Below are 21,722 nucleotides of genomic sequence, written 5' to 3'. Positions count from 1 at the left end.
GGACGGTAGAAGAAACGGAACAATTCTTGAAACAAGCTCATCGTGCCTACAATACGGAAGCAAACGACCTGTTGCTGACAGCTTTGGGCACTGCAATTCAGGAGTGGGCAGGCATCCGTCAGGTGCTTGTAAATCTGGAGGGGCACGGACGGGAAGCCATTTTGCCGGATGTGGATATTACGCGGACGATCGGTTGGTTTACCAGCCAATTCCCGGTTGTACTCGATATGGGCGAGGAACAGAATGTGGGACGGCGTGTCAAAAACGTCAAAGAAGGACTGCGCCGTTTACCGCATAAAGGGATTGGATATGGGATTTTGAGATATCTTGCTGACAGGGAAGGGGAAGCACCTTTTATCAGCGAGCCGGAAATCAGCTTTAACTATCTCGGACAATTCGATCAGGATTTAAAGAATAATGCCTTTCGCATGTCTCCTTATTCCATCGGAGCTTCCATTAGTGACACGTTAACCAAGCGGTATGCTCTGGATATCAACGGCATGATCACGGACGGTGCACTGGAGTTGACGATCAGCTACAGCAACAAAATGTTCATGAAAAAGTCAATCAAAAAGCTGGCTGATCTGCTTCAGGAGAGCTTGCGTGAGGTATTGGCTCACTGTGTGGAAAAAGAGTTGCCAGAGCTGACGCCAAGCGATTTGTCCTTCCAAGGACTGACGGCTGTAGAGCTGGATCATATTGTAGAACAGACGGCTGCTGCGGGAGAACTGGAAAACATTTATTCGCTAACACCCATGCAAAAAGGCATCCTGTTCCACGGCTTAATGGAGCCGAAATCCGGGGCGTACTTTGAGCAGGCGACATTTGATCTGCAAGGCAGCTTTCAAGTGGAGGCTTTTGCCGAAAGTTTAAATCAACTGGTGGATCGACATCAAATATTCAGAACGAATTTTTATAGCGGCTGGAATGAGCAGCCTTTACAGGTGGTGTACCGCCACAAACATGCCGGGTTCCGTTTTGAAGATGTGCGTTCAATGGGACAAGGAGAGCAGGACGCATACATTGCTGATTTTGCTGAGCGTGACAAAGTCGAAGGTTTTAATTTCAGCTCAGGCGAGCTGATGCGGGTGTCTGTTTTGATAAAGGCGAGGAGTCGTACCGTTTTGTATGGAGCTTCCACCATATTTTGATGGACGGATGGTGCTTGTTCCTGGTTGTGGGGGAAGCATTTATTAAGTACTTTGCCATCCTCGAAGATCGCAAGCCGGAGCTTGTCCCGATAACGCCATACAGCGAATATATTGAATGGCTGGAGCGACAGGACAACGCGGAGGCTGAACGGTTCTGGAGTGATTACTTTGCTGGTTTCGAGCAGCAGACGGTATTGCCGCAGGCAAAACAGCTGGACGGTCACGCGAAAGAATATGAAGCGGACAAGCTTTCGTTTACACTGGGCCGCGAAGTGACGGAACGGATAAACAAGCTGGTTAAGCAAAAGCAAGTGACGGTCAACACCCTTCTGCAAGCAGCATGGGGCGTTGTGCTGCAACGGTATAACAACAGTCGGGATGTTGTATTTGGCAGTGTCGTATCCGGCAGATCAGCGGATATTCCGGGCATAGACAAAATGATTGGTTTGTTCATTAATACGGTTCCTGTACGGATTCACAGTGAGAAAGATATCACGTTTGCTGCGTTAATGAAGCAGATACAGGAGCAGGCACTGGCTTCCCGTGCTTATGAAACCTATCCGTTGTATGAAATTCAGGCCCTGACAGAGCAAAAGCAGGACCTGGTGAACCATATTATGGTGTTTGAAAACTACCCAGTGGAACAGCGTATGGAGCAAATGGGTAGCCGTGGTGAGAATGGTTTTACGATTGCAAATGCTTCCGTATCGGAGCAAACGAACGATGATTTCAACATTACGGTTGTGCCAGGTGATGAAATTCATGTCCATTTGGAGTACAACGCGCGGGTATTGGAACGCACAGCTGTAGAGCAAATCCGCGAGCATTTGCTGCATATTATTGAAGAAGCGATTAACAGACCAGATGAGCTGGTAGATGAGCTTGAGTTGGTGACTGCTTCGGAAAAAGCAAAAATCATCGACGGTTTTGGATCAGTGGGCGTATCTGCATGGAGTGATGAAAAGCAATCAGAAGGGGTGTTCCACGCCTATGTGGAAGAACAAGCGCAGCTTGTGCCGGATCACGTGGCAGTTGTATATGAGGAGCGGCAGCTTACATACCGTGAGCTGAACGAGCGTGCGAACCAGCTTGCCCGCCGATTGCGGAATGAAGGCATTGGGCGCGAATCCATTGTTGGTATTTTGAGCGAGCGCTCGGTGGACATGCTGGTCGGCGTATTGGCGGTATGGAAAGCCGGAGGTGCATATGTACCTTTAGATGCGGATTATCCGTCTGACCGTATCCGCTTTATGCTGGAGGACAGCGGCGCTACGGTGCTACTGACTCAAACAGGTTTGCAGGAGCGTGCCCAAGCATGGCTGGAGGAAAGCCGACAGGCCTTGGCCGGAGGGCAGTCTGAGGGCGAGTTGGAGACAGCAGCTGGCGCTGAGACGATGGAAAGAGACAGCCTTAATGAGGGATTAAGCTTGAAATCAGATTCGGAGTCTGATAGCGAAGTAGCATCCGAATCCGCAGCGAACTTGCGTCTGCACACCGTACTGGCGCTGGACGATGAGTCGTTGTACACCGGGGATGCCACGGATGTGGAGCATATCAATGAGCCGCAGGATCTGGCGTATGTGATCTACACGTCCGGTACAACGGGACGTCCAAAAGGGGTCATGATTGAGCATCGCAGTTTGGTAAACACGGCCGCCGCCTACCGCCGGGATTACCGTCTGAACCAGTTCCCGGTACGGTTGCTGCAACTGGCGAGCTTCTCCTTCGACGTGTTCGTCGGCGATATCGCGCGGGCGCTCTATAACGGTGGCACGATGGTCATTTGTCCGAAAGATGATCGCATTGACCCAAGCCGTCTATACGGCTGGATTCACGATTATCAGATTACGGTGTTCGAATCAACCCCGGCCTTGATTGTACCGTTTATGCAGCATGTGCATGAACACGGGCTGGACATGAGCAGTCTGGAATTGCTGATCACCAGCTCGGATAGCTGCAGCGTGACGGATTACCGGGTGCTGCAAGAACGATTTGGTGCGGATATTCGCATTATGAACAGCTACGGCGTCACGGAAGCGGCAATCGACTCCAGCTTCTACGACGAAGAACTGTCGAAGCTGCCGGACAGCGGCAGTGTACCGATTGGTCAGGCGTGGCTGAACGCACGCTTCTACATCGTGGACAGCCAGCTGAATCCGGTGCCGATCGGTGTGCTGGGCGAGCTGTGCATTGGCGGAGCCGGGGTAGCACGGGGATACCTGAATCGTGCGGACCTGACGGCCGAGAAGTTCGTAGCGAACCCGTATGTAGCCGGTGAACGATTGTACCGCACAGGTGACCTCGCGCGGTGGATGCCAGACGGCAATGTGGACTTTATCGGCCGGATGGACTATCAAGTGAAAATCCGTGGATATCGAATCGAGCTGGGCGAGATTGAAACGGCAATCCAGCGGGTGCCGGGTGTGCGTCAAGCGGTAGTCATCGACCGGACGGATGAGCGTGGACACAAGTACTTGTGCGGGTACATCACAGGAGAAACCGAGCTGCGGATCGAGGAGGTACAGACCGAGCTGGAAGCAGGGCTGCCAGCACATATGGTACCTGCACGCTTGATGCGACTGGAGACGATCCCGCTGACTAACAATGGAAAAATCGACCGCAAGGCCTTGCCGGAACCGGAAGGAAGCATCCATACCGGCGCAGCCTATGTGGCACCGCGTACCACGGTGGAACAGGTTTTAGCTTCAGTATGGGCCGGGGTGCTGGGTGCCGAAACGGTAGGCACGCAGGATAACTTCTTTGAACTGGGCGGCGATTCGATCAAAGCATTGCAAGTATCATCCCGATTGCTGCAAGCAGGGTATCGACTGGACATGAAGGATTTGTTTAGCAATCCGACGGTAGCGTCACTCAGTCCTTTGCTTCGTACAGATGGCAAGATTGCCAGCCAGGAAGAGGCAGTAGGTAAGGTAGATCTGACACCCATTCAACGGTGGTTCTTCGAGCAGCAGCCGGTTGATCTGCACCACAGCAACCAGGCGATGATGCTGTATCGAGCTGGGCGCTTTGATGTCGACGCGCTGCGCCGTACGATGGAACGTATTGTCCAGCATCATGACGCATTGCGCACTGTATTCCGTGAGACGGAGCAAGGCTATGCCGCTTGGAACCGCAGTGTGGTGGAAGGCGAGCTATACACGCTGGACATCGTAGATTTTAGCAGAGTTGAAGACGAATCCACCGCTGTAGAAGCCAAGGCGAGTGAAATTCAAGCAAGCATTCACTTGAGCGAGGGTCCACTTGTGAAGCTCGGTCTGTTCCATTGCGCTGAGGGCGATCATTTGCTAATCGTCATTCATCATTTGGTCGTGGACGGTGTATCGTGGCGTATTTTACTGGAGGACCTGGCATCGGGTTATGAGCAGGCCGTTGAAGGTAAAACAGGCAAAGCTATTCGACTGCCGCATAAAACAGATTCGTTCCAGGCATGGGCTAAACAGCTGTCAGCCTACGCGAATCGTGCGACGATAGAGCGGGAGCTCGCATACTGGCAGCATATCGAACAAGCAGAAGCCAGTCTTGCGAAGCCTTTGCCGAAGGATTTTGCGAATGACAATGCATTGCTTGGGGACAGTGAGGTTGTGACGGTCCGCTGGACGAAGCAGGAAACCGAGCAGTTGCTCAAACAAGCTCATCGCGCATACAACACGGAAATGAATGACCTGTTGTTGGCTGCGCTCGGAAAAGCCGTTTATGACTGGTCTGGTTCCGAACGGGTGCTGGTCAACCTGGAAGGCCATGGACGGGAAGCCATTGTACCGGATGTGGATATTACGCGGACGGTCGGCTGGTTTACGAGCCAGTTCCCGGTTGTTCTGGATGGAAGTCTGGGACAGGGAGGAAATACCGCTCGTCTGATCAAACGGGTCAAGGAAGGGCTGCGTCATATTCCGCAGAAAGGCATCGGCTATGGTATTTTACGATACCTGTCGGATACGAATGTTCTGGAGAAAGCAGACGTGCAGTTAAAGGCTCAGCCTGAGATCAGTTTTAACTATCTGGGTCAATTCGATCAGGATTATAAAGGCAACGATCTGGAGCCTTCCTCCTATTCCATCGGTGTGCCTGTCAGCACGAATGCGTCTATGGATTTTGCGCTGGATATCAATGGAGTCATCGAGGATGGCCAACTGATTTTCACGATTCGCTACGGTACAACGCAATTCCGGCATGAAACGATTGCACGGCTTGGAGAACTACTGGCATCCGGCTTGCGTGAGGTGATTAGCCATTGCGTTGCGCAGGAAAGAACGGTGTTGACCCCAAGTGATGTTCTGCTAAATAACATCACGCTGGACGAGTTGGAGCAATTGGTGGAAGATACGCGAGATCTGGGTGAACTGGAAAATGTGTATGCCTTGACACCGATGCAAAAGGGCATGCTTTTCTACAGCCTGATGGATGAGGCTTCGGAGGCTTATTTTGAACAGGCCACCTTTGAGTTGCACGGACGGTTTGATGTGGTTACTTTCGGTAAAAGCTTTGATCTGCTCGTACAACGTCATGAGGCATTGCGGACGAATTTTATCAACTCTTGGAACAATGAGCCAATACAGGTCGTTTTCTGCAATCGCAGCGGAGAGTTGTATTATGAAGACCTGCGCGGACTGGAAAAAGAAGAACGTAAAGCTCGTGTTGAAGCTTTTACCCTTGCAGATAAAGCCAAAGGATTCCGTCTGGCGGAGGACGCGCTCATTCGTATCTCTATCCTGCAAACCGGGGATGAAACGTACCACTTTATCTGGAGCTTCCATCACATTTTGATGGATGGCTGGTGCTTGTCCTTTATGACACAGGAGGTATTTGGCAGCTATCTGGCACTTCGTGCGGGTGAGGAGCCAGTACTGGAGCCTGTCACGCCGTTCAGTCGTTTTATTGAATGGCTAGAGCGCCAGGATCGTGAAGCGGCTTTGCAGTACTGGAGCAGCTATCTGGCAGACTATGAGCAGCAAATTACGCTTCCGCAGCAAAAAATACATCCTAAATCCTTACAAGCCGGGGAGTATATCGCCGGAGAACTGGATTGCGAATTCCAGCCGAAGCTGGTGGCTCAGATCGAACGGGTGGCGAAGCAAAATCAGGTCACGATCAATACGCTGATTCAGACAGTATGGGGCGTTTTGTTGCAAAAATATAATAACAGTTCGGATGTCGTGTTCGGCAGCGTTGTGTCTGGTCGTCCAGGGGATATTCCAGGTGTGGAGCACATGATCGGGCTATTCATTAATACGATTCCAGTGCGCGTGCAGTCAGAAGAGGGCGAAGCCTTTAACGAGCTGATGAAACGAACACAGCAGCAAGCGCTGGCTTCCAATGCCTATGATGCCTTCCCGCTGTATGAAATTCAGGCTCTGTCCGAGCATAAACGGGATTTGATCAACCATATTATGGTGTTTGAAAATTATCCGGTGGAGCAGCAAGTAGAGCAGTTGGGAAACGATGGACAGGAACCATTTACGATTTCAAATGTGGTGTCTATAGAGCAAACCAACTATGATCTGAACGTCGTCGTGATGCCGGGAGAAGGCATAAAGATTCGGTTTATGTATAATACGCTCTGCTTTGATCGGAAAGGCATTGAGCGTCTGTATGGACATTTTACCCGTCTCTTGGAGCAAATTTCGCTCAACCCAAATGTTCGGGTTGAAGAGTTGGAATTGGTCACAGCAGCGGAAAAGCAACAGATTACAGCGGCATTTAATGACACTGCTTGTGCATTTCCGTCCAAACAGACGATCCATCAGCTGTTCGAGGATCAGGTGGAGTGTACGCCAGATCAGGTGGCATTGGTGTTTGGAAATCAGAGTCTGAGTTATCGGGAGCTGAATGAACGGGCAAATTCATTGGCCCGAATGCTTCAAGCCCAGGGAGTAGGACCTGACAAACTGGTGGGTCTGATGGTGCAGCGCTCCGTGGAAATGATCGTAGGTCTGCTGGCCGTTCTAAAAGCAGGTGGTGCTTATGTGCCAATCGATCCGGAATTTCCGTCCTCTCGTATTGAATACATGCTGGAAGACAGCGAGGCCGCAGTGCTTCTGACCCGTCGTGAGCTGGCAGAAGAGCACCATTGCCATGCCAATACCCTGTTTCTTGAGGATGCCGCATTGTATCAGGGAGAAAGTAGCAACCTGGAGACGATTGCCCGCCCAGAGCATTTGGCTTACGTCATCTATACCTCGGGTTCGACTGGGAATCCGAAAGGAGTTATGCTCCAGCATCGCTCAGTACTCAATTTTATTAGTGGGATGCGCGAAGCCATTGACTTTGAAGCGAGCCAAACCATTTTGTCACTCACGACCATTTCATTTGATATTTTCGTCTTGGAAACCATCCTGCCCCTGCTGGGTGGAATGTCTGTTGTGCTTGGTGACCGCCAGCATCAGGTGAATCCGCAGGCGCTGGGTGAGTTGATTACTCAACATTCTATTGAGATGTTGCAAATGACCCCATCCCGGCTGCAAATGCTGCTGGGACATGAAGCAGGTTCCCGCACGCTGCAAAGCGTGAAGGTCATTATGGTCGGGGGTGAAGCCCTTCCGTCCAAGCTGCTCACAGCACTGCAAGAAATAAACGGTCCCCGCATTTATAACATGTACGGACCTACAGAAACGACGGTGTGGTCGGCCGTACAGGAACTGACCCATGCTCAAGACATTAATATCGGACGTCCTATCGCGAATACCCAAATCTATATCATGAATGCGAGTGGAGAGTTGCAGCCAGTCGGTGTGCCGGGCGAGTTATGTATTGCAGGGGAAGGATTAGCCCGTGGGTATTGGAAACGTGAAGAACTGACGGCCGAGAAATTTGTAAATAATCCGTTTGCTGGCGGCAAGGCAGGCCATGAGCGGATGTACCATACAGGCGATTTGGCGAGATGGACGCCGGACGGCAACATTGAATATTTGGGGCGGATGGACCATCAGGTGAAAATTCGGGGCTACCGGATCGAACTGGGCGAGATCGAATCGCAGTTGTTGCAGGTGGAGTCGGTACAAGAAGCGGTCATCATGGCCCGTGGGGACGAAACGGGCCAAACACAGCTCGTGGCGTACTACGTCGCGAGTCAAGAACTTGGAGCCGGTGAACTGAGACATGAGCTGGGGCGGGAGCTGCCAAGCTATATGATGCCGTCGTATTTCATTCAGTTGGAGCAGATGCCGCTGACACCAAACGGTAAAATCGACCGCAAGTCCCTGCCGGCACCGGAAGGCAGCCTGCAAAGCGGAGCGGATTATGTAGAGCCGCGCACTGCACCGGAACGGGCACTCGTAGCGGTCTGGCAATCCGTCCTGGGCGTGCCAACCGTCGGAATGTTGGACAATTTCTTTGACCTGGGCGGCGATTCGATCAAGGCGATTCAAATCGTGTCCCGTGCGTTCCAGGCAGGCTACAAGCTGGACATGAAGGATTTGTTCCGCTATCCCATCGTTGCAACCCTGGCACCGCATATGCACGAGGCAAGTCGTATGGTAGATCAGGGAGAAGTGAGCGGAGAAACGGCGTTGCTTCCGATCCAGCACGGGTTCTTTGCACAGGAGCAAGTGGATGCGCATCACTTTAATCAGGCCGTTATGCTGCACCGGGAGCAGGGGTTTGACGAAGCTGCTTTGCGTCAGGCGCTTATCAAGCTGACGGAGCACCACGATGCACTGCGGATGGTGTTCAGCAAGACCGAGCAAGGCTATAAAGCATGGAATCGCGGAATACAGGAAGGCGAGCTGTATCACCTGGATGTGCTGGACTTTAGGGACTTGACGGATGAAGCCATGCTCAGCGCGGCAATTGAAGCGAAATCCACCGAAATTCAAAGCAGTATCCAACTGCATGAAGGGCCGCTGCTTAAAGCGGGTTTGTTCCACTGTGCAGACGGGGATCATCTCCTGATGGCAATTCACCATTTGGTGGTGGACGGGGTATCCTGGCGTATTTTGTTCGAGGATTTGGCTACTGCCTATGAACAGGCTGTTCATCAGGAAGTGCTTCAGCTGCCGGACAAAACGGATTCCTTCCGTTCCTGGGCTGGGCAACTTTCCTCCTATGCGAATAGCCCAGCCATGGAAAGTGAACACGCCTATTGGGAGCAATGGAACGCAGCCGCTTGGGCTGACCAAGGACGTTTGCCTGAGGATCAAGCGCAGGCTGAGCCCTTTACCTTGGCTGACACGGATACAGTGGTCGTCCAGCTTACGGAAGAAGAGACCGAACGGCTGTTGAAGCAAGCGCACCGTGCATATAACACGGAAGTGAACGATCTGCTCCTGACTGCTTTGGGCATGATGCTGTACACATGGACCGGCCATGAACGCAGCCTGATCAATCTGGAGGGACACGGACGTGAGGACATTTTGCCGGATACGGACATTTCTCGTACGGTAGGCTGGTTTACGAGTCAATATCCGGTATTGCTAGACATCGGTCGTGATCACGCTTTGTCGGGACGAATCAAACAGGTCAAAGAGAGCCTGCGTCATATTCCGAATAAAGGATTGGGCTACGGAATCTGGAGATATTTGAGTGAATCCGGCCAAGCGGTTGGTCAGCAAGCAGATGCACAGCACCTTGGTCAACGTCAAGCTTTTGCCGAGCCACAAGTGAGCTTCAATTACCTCGGTCAGTTTGATCAGGACTTGCAAAACAGCGATATGCGTAGGTCTCCTTACTCGATTGGATCGGTCGTTAGTGACCGGACGAAGATGAAATATGCTCTGGATGTGAGCGGAATCGTAACGAACGGTGTCCTGGAACTGGACATTCGGTATAACGGCAAAGCCTTCCGTAAGGACACAGTCCACATGCTGGCTAATCTGTTAAAATCCAACCTGCTTGAAATGATTGAGCATTGTGTCACACGGGAGCGGACCGAATTGACCCCAAGTGATGTATTGCTAAAAGGTCTGACCCTGGAGCAATTAGATACGATTAAGGAGCAGACCAAGACGGTTGGGGAACTGGAAAATGTGTATCCGTTAACGCCCATGCAAAAGGGAATGCTGTTCCATAGTCTGATGAATGCAGAAACAGGCGTGTATTTTGAACAGGCGACCTTTGATCTGGAGGGGCACTTTGAATCGTCCCTATTCGAGGAAAGTCTGAAGCTCCTGGTAAGCCGACATGCGATATTACGGACGAATTTCTACAGCGGCTGGTATGGTCAACCGTTGCAGATCGTCTATCGTCATAAAAATCCGAGCTTCCGTTATGAGGATGTCCGAGGGCGTGAAGACGCTGTAGCTGAATTTGTGGCCCAGGATAAAGTCCGAAACTTTGATTTAGGCAAGGATGCGCTCATGCGCGTAACCGTCTTCCGCACGGGTGATAGCTCCTACCGTTTTGTATGGAGCTTCCATCATATGGTGATGGACGGCTGGTGCCTGTCGCTGGTGACGGACGAAGTGTTTGGTGCCTATGTTGCCCTGCTGGAGCACAAGCAGCCAGAACTCGCACCTGTCAAGCCGTATAGTGACTATATCGAATGGTTGGAAGATCAGGATACACAGGAAGCAACCCGTTATTGGAGCGACTATTTGGCGGACTTTGAGCAGCAAACCTTGTTGCCTGGTGAGAACGCGCAAGCTTCTGTAGTTGCACGGGATGAAGAACCGGACGAAAGCGGTGCGGGTTCCCATTCCGGCTATGTTTCGGAAAAGCTGCCATTTATGTTGGGTAAAGAACGGACCGCGGCATTGAACCAAATGGCCAAGCAACAACATGTCACGATTAATACATTGCTGCAAAGCGTGTGGGGCGTTATTTTACAGCAATACAATAATCATCAGGATGTTGTGTTTGGTGGTGTGGTATCCGGTCGTCCGGCAGACATTCCAGGCGTGGAGAACATGATCGGATTGTTTATCAACACGATTCCGGTACGCATTTGCAGTGCACCGGATGCTACATTTGCTGAAGTATTGCAGCGCACACAGGAGCAGGCTTTGGCTTCTGGTGTCTATGACACGTTCCCGTTGTATGACATTCAGGCACTAACTGAACAAAAACAAGACCTGATTCATCACATTATGGTCTTTGAAAACTACCCGATCGGGCAACAGATGAAGCAGGTGGGTGGTTCCGGTGAGACAAGAGCACAAAATGGCTTCTCTATTGCCAATGTGGCACTTGCCGAGCAAACCAACTACGATTTCAACCTGATTGTCGTGCCTGACGAGGATATCTCCATCCTGCTTGAATACAATGCTCTGGTGTATAGTCGGTCTGCCATGGAGCGTATCCAGGGCCATATCGACCATGTCATCGGACAAATCGTGGACAATCCGAATATCCGTGTGAATGAGCTGGAATTGGTAACACCGCAAGAACAGGCACAGATCGTTCAGGTCTGGGGGGATACGGCGGCAGCCTATCCGCAGGATCAGACCTTAAGTGCGCTGTTCGAGCAGCAGGCGGCACGAACACCGGATCAGGTGGCAGTAATGTGCGGATCGGAGTCGTTGACCTACGCGGAGCTGAATGAGCGAGCCAACCGTCTCGCACGCACCTTGCGTGCGGAAGGCGCCCAACCGGATCAGCCCGTGGGCATACTGGTTCACCGTTCGCTGGACATGATCGTAGGCATCTACGCGATCCTCAAGGCAGGCGGAGCTTACGTGCCCATCGATCCGGAATATCCGGCGGATCGCATCCGCTTTATGCTGGAGGACTCGGGCGCGAAGCTGGTGCTGACGCAATCGCATTTGGCGGAGCAAGCATCGCTGAGTTTCGACGGCCAGGTGCTGGTGCTGGATCGCGAGGACATATATCACGAAGACGGTTCGAATCTGGAGCCACTGGCTGGACCGCACCATGTAGCCTATGTCATCTATACCTCCGGCTCCACGGGGAAACCGAAGGGCGTGATGGTGGAGCATCATTCTGTTTTGAACCGGATTTTGTGGATGCATGATCGTTATGGCTTGAGTGCGGAAGATACGATTCTGCAAAAGACGGCTTTCACGTTCGACGTGTCGGTGTGGGAGCTGTTCTGGTGGTCGATGGTCGGCTCGAAGGTAAGCCTGTTGTCGGTGGGCGGGGAAAAGAACCCGGAAGACATCGTCGACACGATTGCCCGCGATGGCGTGAGTACGATGCACTTTGTACCCGCCATGCTGCATGCGTTCCTGGAGTACGTGGAGCAGCAACCAAGGGAAGTGATACAAGCGAAGCTGGGAACGTTGCGCCATGTCTTTGCCAGTGGCGAAGCCTTACCGCCACAGCATGTCGCGCGGTTCCAACGGCTTGTGTCGAGTCTAGCAGGAGCGAAGCTGATCAACCTGTATGGCCCAACCGAAGCGACGGTGGACGTATCGTACTTCGATTGCGAGCCGTCAGAGGAATATACGGTCATTCCAATCGGAAAACCGATTCAAAACATTCGTCTGTACATCGTGAAGGAAGGCACGGAGCAATTGCAGCCGATCGGGGTTGCAGGGGAGCTGTGCATCGGCGGTGTCGGCGTAGCCCGAGGCTATCTGAACCGTCCAGAGTTGACGGCCGAGAAATTCGTAGCCGATCCGTTTGCTGGCGGGGAAGCCGGGTATGAGCGGATGTACCGCACAGGCGATTTGGCGAGATGGATGCCGGACGGCAACATTGAATATCTGGGCCGGATCGACCATCAAGTCAAAATCCGGGGTTACCGGATTGAACTGGGCGAGGTCGAATCGCAGCTGCTGCAAGTGGAATCGGTACGCGAAGCCGTAGTCACGGCTCGTGCGGATGAAACGGGCCAAAAACAAATGGTGGCGTACTATATCGCGGGGCAAGAGATCGGTGCTAGCGAGCTGAGAAGTGAGCTGGGCCGGGAACTGCCAAGCTACATGGTGCCATCGTACTTTGTACAGCTAGAGCAAATGCCGCTGAGTCCAAATGGCAAAATTGACCGTAAGGCCCTGCCCGCACCGGAAGGCAGCCTGCAAACCGGAACGGATTATGCAGAGCCGCGTACCGCGCAAGAACGCGCTCTGGTAGCGGTCTGGCAGTCGGTACTGGGACTACAGACTGTCGGTATTTTGGACAATTTCTTTGATCTGGGCGGCGATTCGATCAAGGCGATCCAAATCGCATCGCGTGCGTTCCAGGCCGGCTATAAGCTGGACATGAAGGATTTATTCCAGTATCCAACGGTTGCAGCACTGGCACCGTATATGCATGAGGTCAGCCGTATGGCAGATCAAGGAGAAGTGAGCGGGGAAACCGCTTTGCTTCCGATCCAGCATTGGTTCTTTGCGCAGGAGCGCGAGCGTCCACAGCACTTTAATCAAGCGGTCATGCTCTATCGTGCCGAGGGCTTTGATGAGACGGCGGTTCGCCAAGTCATGGATCACATCGTGAAGCATCATGATGCGCTTCGTACAGTTTTCCGTCAGGCTTCATCCGGTTACGAGGCTTGGACACGCAGTGTAGATGAAGGCGCGTTGTATACGCTGGAAACCGCAGACTACCGTGAACAAGTAGCCTATGCGGAAGCGCTGGAAGCGAAGGTAAATGAAATCCAAAGCAGCATTCACCTGTCCGAAGGGCCGTTGGTCAAACTCGGATTGTTCCGCACAGCAGAGGGAGATCATTTGCTCATAGCTGTTCACCATTTGGTGATAGACGGGGTGTCGTGGCGGATTCTGTTTGAAGATTTCTCGACAGGCTATGAGCAGGCGATCAAGGGCGAGTCGGTACGATTGCCCTATAAAACGGATTCCTTCCAAACATGGGCACGGAAGTTGTCGTCTTACGCCAACCGTCCTGAGGCTGCATCGGATGAAGCCTACTGGCAGCAGCTGGAACAGGCCAAAGCGAAAGCGGCGCTGCTGCCGAAGGATTTTGCCTACGAGGGTTCCTTGAATGCAGACAGCAAAGTGCTGACGGTAGAGTGGACCGAAGCTGAAACCCAGCAGCTGTTAAAGCAGGCACATCGCGCCTATAACACCGAGGTCAATGATTTGCTGCTGACGGCGTTAGGATTGGCGATGCACAACTGGACAGGCGCAGGACAGGTGCTGGTGAACCTGGAGGGACATGGCCGGGAAACAATCCTGCCAGAGGTGGATATTACACGTACAGTAGGCTGGTTTACGAGCTTGTATCCGGTACTGCTGGACACAGATGTCAATCTGACGCTGGCCCAGCGGATTAAAGAAACGAAGGAAGGTCTGCGCCGGATTCCGCATAAAGGGCTGACGTATGGAACTTGGCGCTACTTGTCTCCTGCGTCCCATGCGATTGCAGTAGAACCGGAAATCAGCTTTAACTATTTGGGACAGGTCGATCAGGATGTGCAAAACAGTGGAATCACATGGTCATCCTATAGTGCAGGGGAGACAGAGGATGCCCATTCACCGTTACTGTACACGCTGGATTTGAATGCAATGATCTCGGAAGGCACGCTGCGCTTGACGATCGCTTACAGCCGTAAGCAGTATCGTAAAGAAACGCTGGAACGTGTGGCGGGACTGCTGCAATCCGCTTTGCAAGAGGTGATTGCGCATTGCGTCGCTCAGGAACAGCCGCAGCTGACGCCAAGTGATGTGTCCTTCCAGGGTCTGACGACTGGAGAACTGGAGCACATGGCAGCGCAGGCCGCACATATAGGGGAGCTGGAAAATGTATACGCGCTGACGCCGATGCAAAAGGGCATGCTCTTTTACAATCTGATGGACTCGCAATCGGGAGCGTATTTTGAGCAGGCCTCCTTTGATCTGCAAGGACATTTTAATATCGCTGCGTTTGCGGCAAGTTTGGATGTATTGGTGCAGCGGCATACAGCACTGCGCACGAATTTCTACAGCGGCTGGAAGGATGAACCGCTGCAGGTCGTGTACCGCAATAAGCGCAGCGAACTGTATGTAGAGGATTTGCGGGATATGGAGGAAGAGCAGCAAAACGAGTACATCCTCGAATATACGCGCAAAGACAAGCAGAGAGGCTTTGATCTGGCGCAGGATGCTCTGATGCGTGTGGCCGTTTTGCGCACCGGCGAGGATGCGTACCGTTTTGTATGGAGCTTCCATCATATCGTGATGGATGGCTGGTGCTTGTCGCTGGTGACAGGCGAAGTGTTTGCGAGTTATTTTGCAATACTGGCCCATAAACAGCCGGAACTGGCCCCTGTAACGCCATACAGTCAGTATATTGAATGGCTGGAGCAGCAGGATCGTCAGGCCGCATCAGGTTACTGGAGCAAGGTTCTGGAAGGATATGAGGAACAGTCCCGCCTGCCACAGGCTAAAATTCAGGGCAAAACAGGATATCAGGCGGAGCGTCTAGATTTTGACTTGGGCGCGGAGCTCACGGCAGGCATTCAGCGCATAGCCAAGCGTTATCAGGTAACGATCAATACGTTGATGCAGACGGTGTGGGGCCTTTTGTTGCAAAAATATAATGGCACAGATGATGTGGTGTTTGGCAGCGTGGTATCTGGACGTCCGGCAGACATTCCGAATGTGGAGCACATCATTGGTCTGTTTATCAATACCATTCCTGTACGCATCCGCAGCCAAGTGGACAGCTTATTCTCAGATGTGATGAAGCAAACCCAGGAGCAATCCATTGCTTCCCATGCCTATGATACGTACCCGTTGTATGAAATTCAGGGGTTGTCGGAGCTTAAGCAGGATTTGATCAATCATATTCTTATTTTTGAAAACTATCCGGTAGAGGAACAATTGGAGCAATTAGGCGACGATGATGAGTCCAGCTTCAGTATCACCGGAGCCGAGTCTGTGGAGCAGACCAACTATGACTTTAACCTGGTGGTACTGCCGGGGGACACCATTCACATGAGCTTCGGATATAATGCCTTGGCCTTTGAACGGGAAAGTGTAGAGCAAATTCGAGGTCATCTGGTGCAACTGCTGGAGCAGGTGGTAGCGAAGCCGGACATTCGGGTGCATGAGCTGGATATGTTAAGTGAGCAGGAGCGCAAGCAAATTGTCAGCGTATGGGGCGATACGGCGATCGCGTATCCAAGCGAGCAAACGATTCATGGCTTGTTCGAGGCGCAAACCGCGCGGACGCCGGAGCAGACAGCACTGTTCTTCGAAGGAGAGCAGTTGACCTATCGTGAACTGAATGCACGCGCCAATCGATTAGCTCGTACCTTGCGCAGTCAAGGCGTGACGAAGGATCGTCTGGTGGGTCTGATGACCGAGCGTTCGGTGGACATGATCGTAGGGATCTTCGGGATTTTGAAGGCCGGGGGCGCGTATGTCCCTATTGATCCGACGTATCCGGAGGAGCGTATCCGCTACATGCTGGACGACTCGGGGGCGAAGCTGTTGTTGACACAAAGCCATCTGGTGGACAAAGCAGGTTTGACGGTCGCGTGCTGGTGTTAGATGGAACGCAGGCTGTGTACCATGAGGATGGTTCCAATTTGGAGCCGTGGTCCGGTCCGAATGATTTGGCGTATGTCATTTATACGTCGGGTACAACGGGGCAGCCGAAGGGCGTAATGCTCGAGCATCATGGGCTGTGCAATCTCAAGACGTATTTTGATCAGATGCTTCAGATGAGCACGTCGGATCATGCGTTGCTGTTCGCCAGCTATTCGTTTGATGCGGCTTGCTGGGAAATCTTCCAGGCACTGTTCTGCGGAGCCACGTTGTATGTGCCAACGTCAGAAACGATTTTGAATTACGAGCGGTTTGAGCAATATATGGCGGATCATCACATCACCGTGGCCGCTTTGCCGCCGACCTATGCGGTGTATCTGGGGCCGGGACGGATGCCAAACCTGCGTATTTTGTTCACTGCGGGTTCTGCATCTTCAACAGAATTGGTGTACAAGTGGAAGGATCGGGTGGCGTACTACAACGGCTACGGTCCCACCGAAAACTCGGTGGCGACGTCCATCTGGCCCGTATCCGAGGATGAGAGAGCCGGACAACTGATTTCTATTGGACGCCCTGTGCCGAATCACCGGGTATACATGGTGGATGTGCATGGACATTTGGCTCCGGTAGGCGTAGCGGGTGAGTTGTGCGTGTCTGGTCCAGGTCTGGCCCGTGGTTATCTGGATCGCCCAGAGCTGACGGCTGAGAAATTTGTATCGAATCCGTTTGCGGCTGGTGAAGCAGGCTACGAACGGATGTACCGTACGGGTGACTTGGCGAGATGGATGCTAGACGGCAACATCGAATATTTGGGCCGGATCGACCATCAGGTGAAAATCCGGGGCTACCGGATCGAGCTGGGTGAGGTCGAGGCACAAATTTTGAAAGTAGAAGATGTACAAGAGGTTATCGTACTGGCCCAGGCGGACGAGCAGGGGCAAAACCAACTGGTGGCGTACTATGTCGCTGAACGGGAAGTAAGCGCTGGCGAGCTACGCAGCTTACTGGGCGAGGAGCTACCAAACTACATGGTGCCATCGTATTTCATCCAACTGGAGCAGATGCCGCTGACACCGAACGGAAAAATCGACCGCAAGGCCCTGCCAGCACCAGAAGGCAGCCTGCAAAGCGGAGCGGATTATCTAGAGCCGCGCACAGCGCTGGAGCAGACGTTAGTGTCCATTTGGCAGGCTGTATTAGGAGCGAAGAGAGTCGGGATTTTGGATAATTTCTTTGATCTGGGCGGCGATTCGATCAAAGCAATCCAGGTATCCTCCCGTTTGCTGCAAGCGGGCTACAAGCTGGACATGAAGGATTTGTTCCAATATCCTTCCGTCTCGCTGCTGAGTGGTCATGTACACAAGGTCAGTCGTACAGCCGATCAGCGGGTGATTTCGGGAAGCGCCAAGCTGACCCCGATTCAGCAATGGTTCTTTGAGCAATCCTCGGCAGAGCCACACTATTTCAATCAGTCGGTGATGCTGTACAGAGCACAAGGCTTTGATGAAGCCGCATTGCATCAAACGGTGACCAAGGTAACGGAGCATCATGATGCGCTGCGTATGGTCTTCCGTCAGACCGAACAGGGCTATGAAGCGTGGAATCGCGGTTTGAACGAAGGTGAGCTGTATAGTCTGGATGTTGTGGATTTGACGGGTGTGGAAAACGTTACAGATGTTGATGGCGATTGAAATGAAAGCCAATGCCATCCAAGGTTCCATTCGTCTGGACGAGGGACCGCTGGTGAAGCTGGGGCTTTTCCGCTGCATGGATGGAGATCATTTACTGATTGCCATTCACCATTTGGTGGTAGATGGGATTTCGTGGCGGATTGTGTTTGAGGATTTTGCCACGGGATATGAGCAGGCGGTTCGTGGAGAAGCCATTCGTCTGCCCTATAAAACGGACTCGTTCTCCGCTTGGGCAGAGCGCTTATCACAATATGCGAATAGTCCGTCCATCGAAGACGAACGCGAATACTGGCACCGTCTCGCTCAAACGGAAGTCGCATCGTTGCCTAAGGATCATGAGAGAGCGGAAGGACAGCATTATCCGCTGAGAGACAGTGAAATTGTGACCGTGGCTTGGAGCGAGCAGGAAACACGACTGTTGCTACAGGAAGCACACCGTGCGTATCACACCGAGGTCAATGATCTGCTGTTAACCGCACTCGGCACAGCGGTATATAACTGGAGCGGTCGGGAGCGCGTGCTGGTCAATCTGGAGGGACATGGCCGGGAAGCCATTGTTCCAGATATCGACATCACCCGTACCGTGGGCTGGTTTACAAGCCAATATCCGGTGCTGCTGGGGGTGGACGGAAAGGCGGAAGTAGGGCAGCGAATCAAGCGGGTGAAGGAAGACCTGCGTCATGTGCCGCATAAGGGCATTGGCTACGGTATTTTGAAATATATGTCTCAGGATGATGCCCATCATTCCCTTGCCTTGCAGCCTGAAATTAGCTTTAACTATTTGGGACAATTTGATCAGGACTTGGAAAATGGGGATATCGTTCTGTCTTCACATCCAGGTGGGGAGCCGATGAGTGATCATACCGTACTGGAGCATCCTTTGAATGTGAACGGAATGATTACAGCGGGCGCGCTGACACTGGAAATTCGCTATGACAGTAAGGTATATCATCAGCAAAATGTGGAAAACTTTGCGCAGTTGCTGCAGGAAAGCTTGCAGGAAGTGATCGCTCATTGTGCCTCCAAAGAGCGGAGTGAGCTAACCCCAAGCGATGTATTGTTCAAGGGCTTGACGCTTGGGCAGTTGGAGCAATTGACAGAGCAAACAGCTTCTGTGGGCGAGCTGGAAAATGTATATGCTCTCTCGCCAATGCAGAAGGGGATGCATTTCCATAGCTTGATGGAGCCGGAGTCAGGCGCCTACTTCCAGCAAGCCTCGTTTGATCAACAAGGGAGCTTTGATGTAGCTGTTTTCCGCAAGAGTCTGGATGTACTGACACAGCGTCATGAAGCGCTGCGGACGAATTTCCATATGTTTGAGACAGGGCACAGTCAGGAGCCATTGCAGATCGTGTTCCGTCACAAAGATAGCGACCTTTCCTTCCAGGATGTACGCGGCATGCAGGAAGCGGAGCAACAGGCGTATATCCAGGCGTTTAAGCTGGAGGACCAAGCTAGAGGCTTTAATCTCGGTACCGATGCACTGATGCGCGTACAGGTATTGCAAACAGATGAAGAAACGTATCACCTGGTATGGAGCTTCCATCACATTGTCATGGATGGCTGGTGCTTATCGCTGGTTACGGGTGAAGTGTTTGGTACGTACTTTGCGCTACTGGAGCAGAAGCAGCCAGAGCTTGCTCCGATCACACCGTATGGCCAATATATCGAATGGCTGGGGCGTCAGGATGAACGTGCGGCAAAAGAGTATTGGAGCAGCTATTTGGCGGGCTTTGAACAGCAGACGTTGTTACCTGGATCGGATACTTCATCGAAAGACCAAGTGGCTAATACTGTATCCACTACAACAAGCGACACCAGCAAATATATCTCTGAAAAAATAACGGTAGATCTGGATCCAACGTGGAGCGAAGCCATACACCGGATTGCGAAGCAGCAGCAGGTCACGATTAATACGCTGATGCAGAGCGTGTGGGGCCTTATTTTGCAGAAATATAACAACAATGAGGATGTTATTTTCGGTAGTGTCGTATCTGGACGTCCAACAGATATTGCCGGCGTAGAGCATATGATCGGTTTGTTCATTAATACGATCCCGGTGCGGATTCAAAGTGAACGGAATGCCACTTTTGTGGAAGTGATGCGGAAAACGCAGGAACAGGCACTGGCCTCGGGAGCTTATGACAGCTTCCCGCTATATGAGATTCAGGCGCTGACCGAGCAGAAGCAGAACCTGATTAACCACATTATGGTATTTGAGAATTATCCAGTAGAGGAGCAAGTTGAGCAGTTGGGTGAAGTTCGTCCGTCCGCTTTTGAAATTACGAATGTAGAGGTTGTCGAGCAAACGAATTATGATCTGGACTTGATTGTGATGCCCGATGAAACCTTCCGCATCCTGTTCAGATATAACGCCAATGTATACGATCGGTCTGCGATCGAGCGGATGCAGGGACATGTACTGCATGTCATCGAGCAAATTATCGACAATCCGCATATCCGAGTAAATGAGCTGGAATTGGTGACACCGGAAGAACAGGCGCAGATCGTTCAGGTGTGGGGAGATACGGCGGCAGCCTATCCGCAGGATCAAACGCTAAGTACACTGTTCGAGCAGCAGGCGGCACGAACACCGGATCAGGTGGCAGTGTTGTGCGGAGCGGAATCGTTGACCTACGGGAAATTGAATGAGCGCGCGAACCGTTTGGCTCGGATGCTGCGTGCGGAAGGTGTTGAGCCAGATCAGCCTGTAGGCATTTTGGTTCACCGTTCGCTGGACATGATCGTAGGCATCTATGCGATCCTTAAGGCAGGCGGAGCTTACGTGCCCATCGATCCGGAATATCCGGCGGATCGTATCCGCTTTATGCTGGAGGATTCGGAAGCGAAGTTGGTGCTGACGCAATCGCATTTGGCGGAGCAAGCATCGCTGAGTTTCGACGGCCAGGTGTTGGTGCTGGATCGTCATGAGCAGTCTGGTCAAGACATTTACCACGAAGATGGCTCGAATTTGGAGCCACTGGCTGGACCGCACCATGTAGCCTATGTCATCTATACCTCTGGCTCCACGGGGAAACCGAAGGGCGTGATGGTGGAGCACCATTCTGTGCTGAATCGGATTTTGTGGATGCATGATCGTTACGGCTTGAGTGCGGAAGATACGATCCTGCAAAAGACGGCCTTCACCTTTGACGTGTCGGTGTGGGAGCTGTTCTGGTGGTCGATGGTCGGCTCGAAGGTAAGCCTGCTGTCAGTCGGCGGGGAAAAGAACCCGGAAGACATCGTTGACACGATTGCCCGCGATGGCGTGAGTACGATGCACTTTGTACCCGCCATGCTGCATGCGTTCCTGGAATATGTGGAGCAGCAACCAGGGGAAGTGATACAGGCGAAGCTGGGAACGTTGCGTCACGTTTTTGCTAGTGGCGAAGCATTGCCGCCACAGCATGTCGCGCGATTCCAACGGCTTGTGTCGAGTCTAGCAGGAGCGAAGCTGATCAACCTGTATGGCCCAACCGAAGCGACGGTGGACGTATCGTACTTCGATTGCGAGCCGTAAGAGGAATATACGGTCA

Annotated in this window: 3 protein-coding genes and 1 pseudogene; all 4 read left to right on the top strand. The window is 52.3% G+C overall.

What is annotated here, in order from left to right; all coding sequences use genetic code 11:
• Positions 1-1,151 (top strand): condensation domain-containing protein (locus ACQW03_RS25975; protein WP_441952796.1); only part of this gene is annotated, 1,151 nt, incomplete at its 5' end.
• A complete protein-coding gene (locus tag ACQW03_RS25970) occupies positions 1,151-16,498 on the top strand; it encodes an amino acid adenylation domain-containing protein (protein ID WP_441952800.1) in 15,348 nt (5,115 codons plus the stop codon). The genes ACQW03_RS25975 and ACQW03_RS25970, both read left to right, overlap by 1 nt.
• Positions 16,465-18,247 (top strand): annotated as a pseudogene (locus ACQW03_RS25965) (amino acid adenylation domain-containing protein); the annotation flags it as partial. The gene ACQW03_RS25970 and the pseudogene ACQW03_RS25965, both read left to right, overlap by 34 nt.
• Positions 18,239-21,706: a condensation domain-containing protein gene (locus ACQW03_RS25960; protein ID WP_441952798.1), complete on the top strand. Its 3,468-nt coding sequence runs from the start codon at positions 18,239-18,241 to the stop codon at positions 21,704-21,706. The pseudogene ACQW03_RS25965 and the gene ACQW03_RS25960, both read left to right, overlap by 9 nt.
• Positions 21,707-21,722: the final 16 nt, after the last annotated feature.

The sequence above is a fragment of the Paenibacillus sp. DRB1-1 genome, assembly GCF_052119485.1.
Taxonomy (GTDB): Bacteria; Bacillota; Bacilli; order Paenibacillales; family Paenibacillaceae; genus Paenibacillus; species Paenibacillus polymyxa_B.
Note: the sequence above shows the minus strand (reverse complement) of the source record. Positions and strands in the feature narration are given on the sequence as shown.

Coding starts and splice junctions, on each gene's coding strand:
- ACQW03_RS25970 (WP_441952800.1), top strand. CDS start 1,151: ATGGACGGATGGTGCTTGTTCCTGGTTGTGGGGGAAGCATTTATTAAG.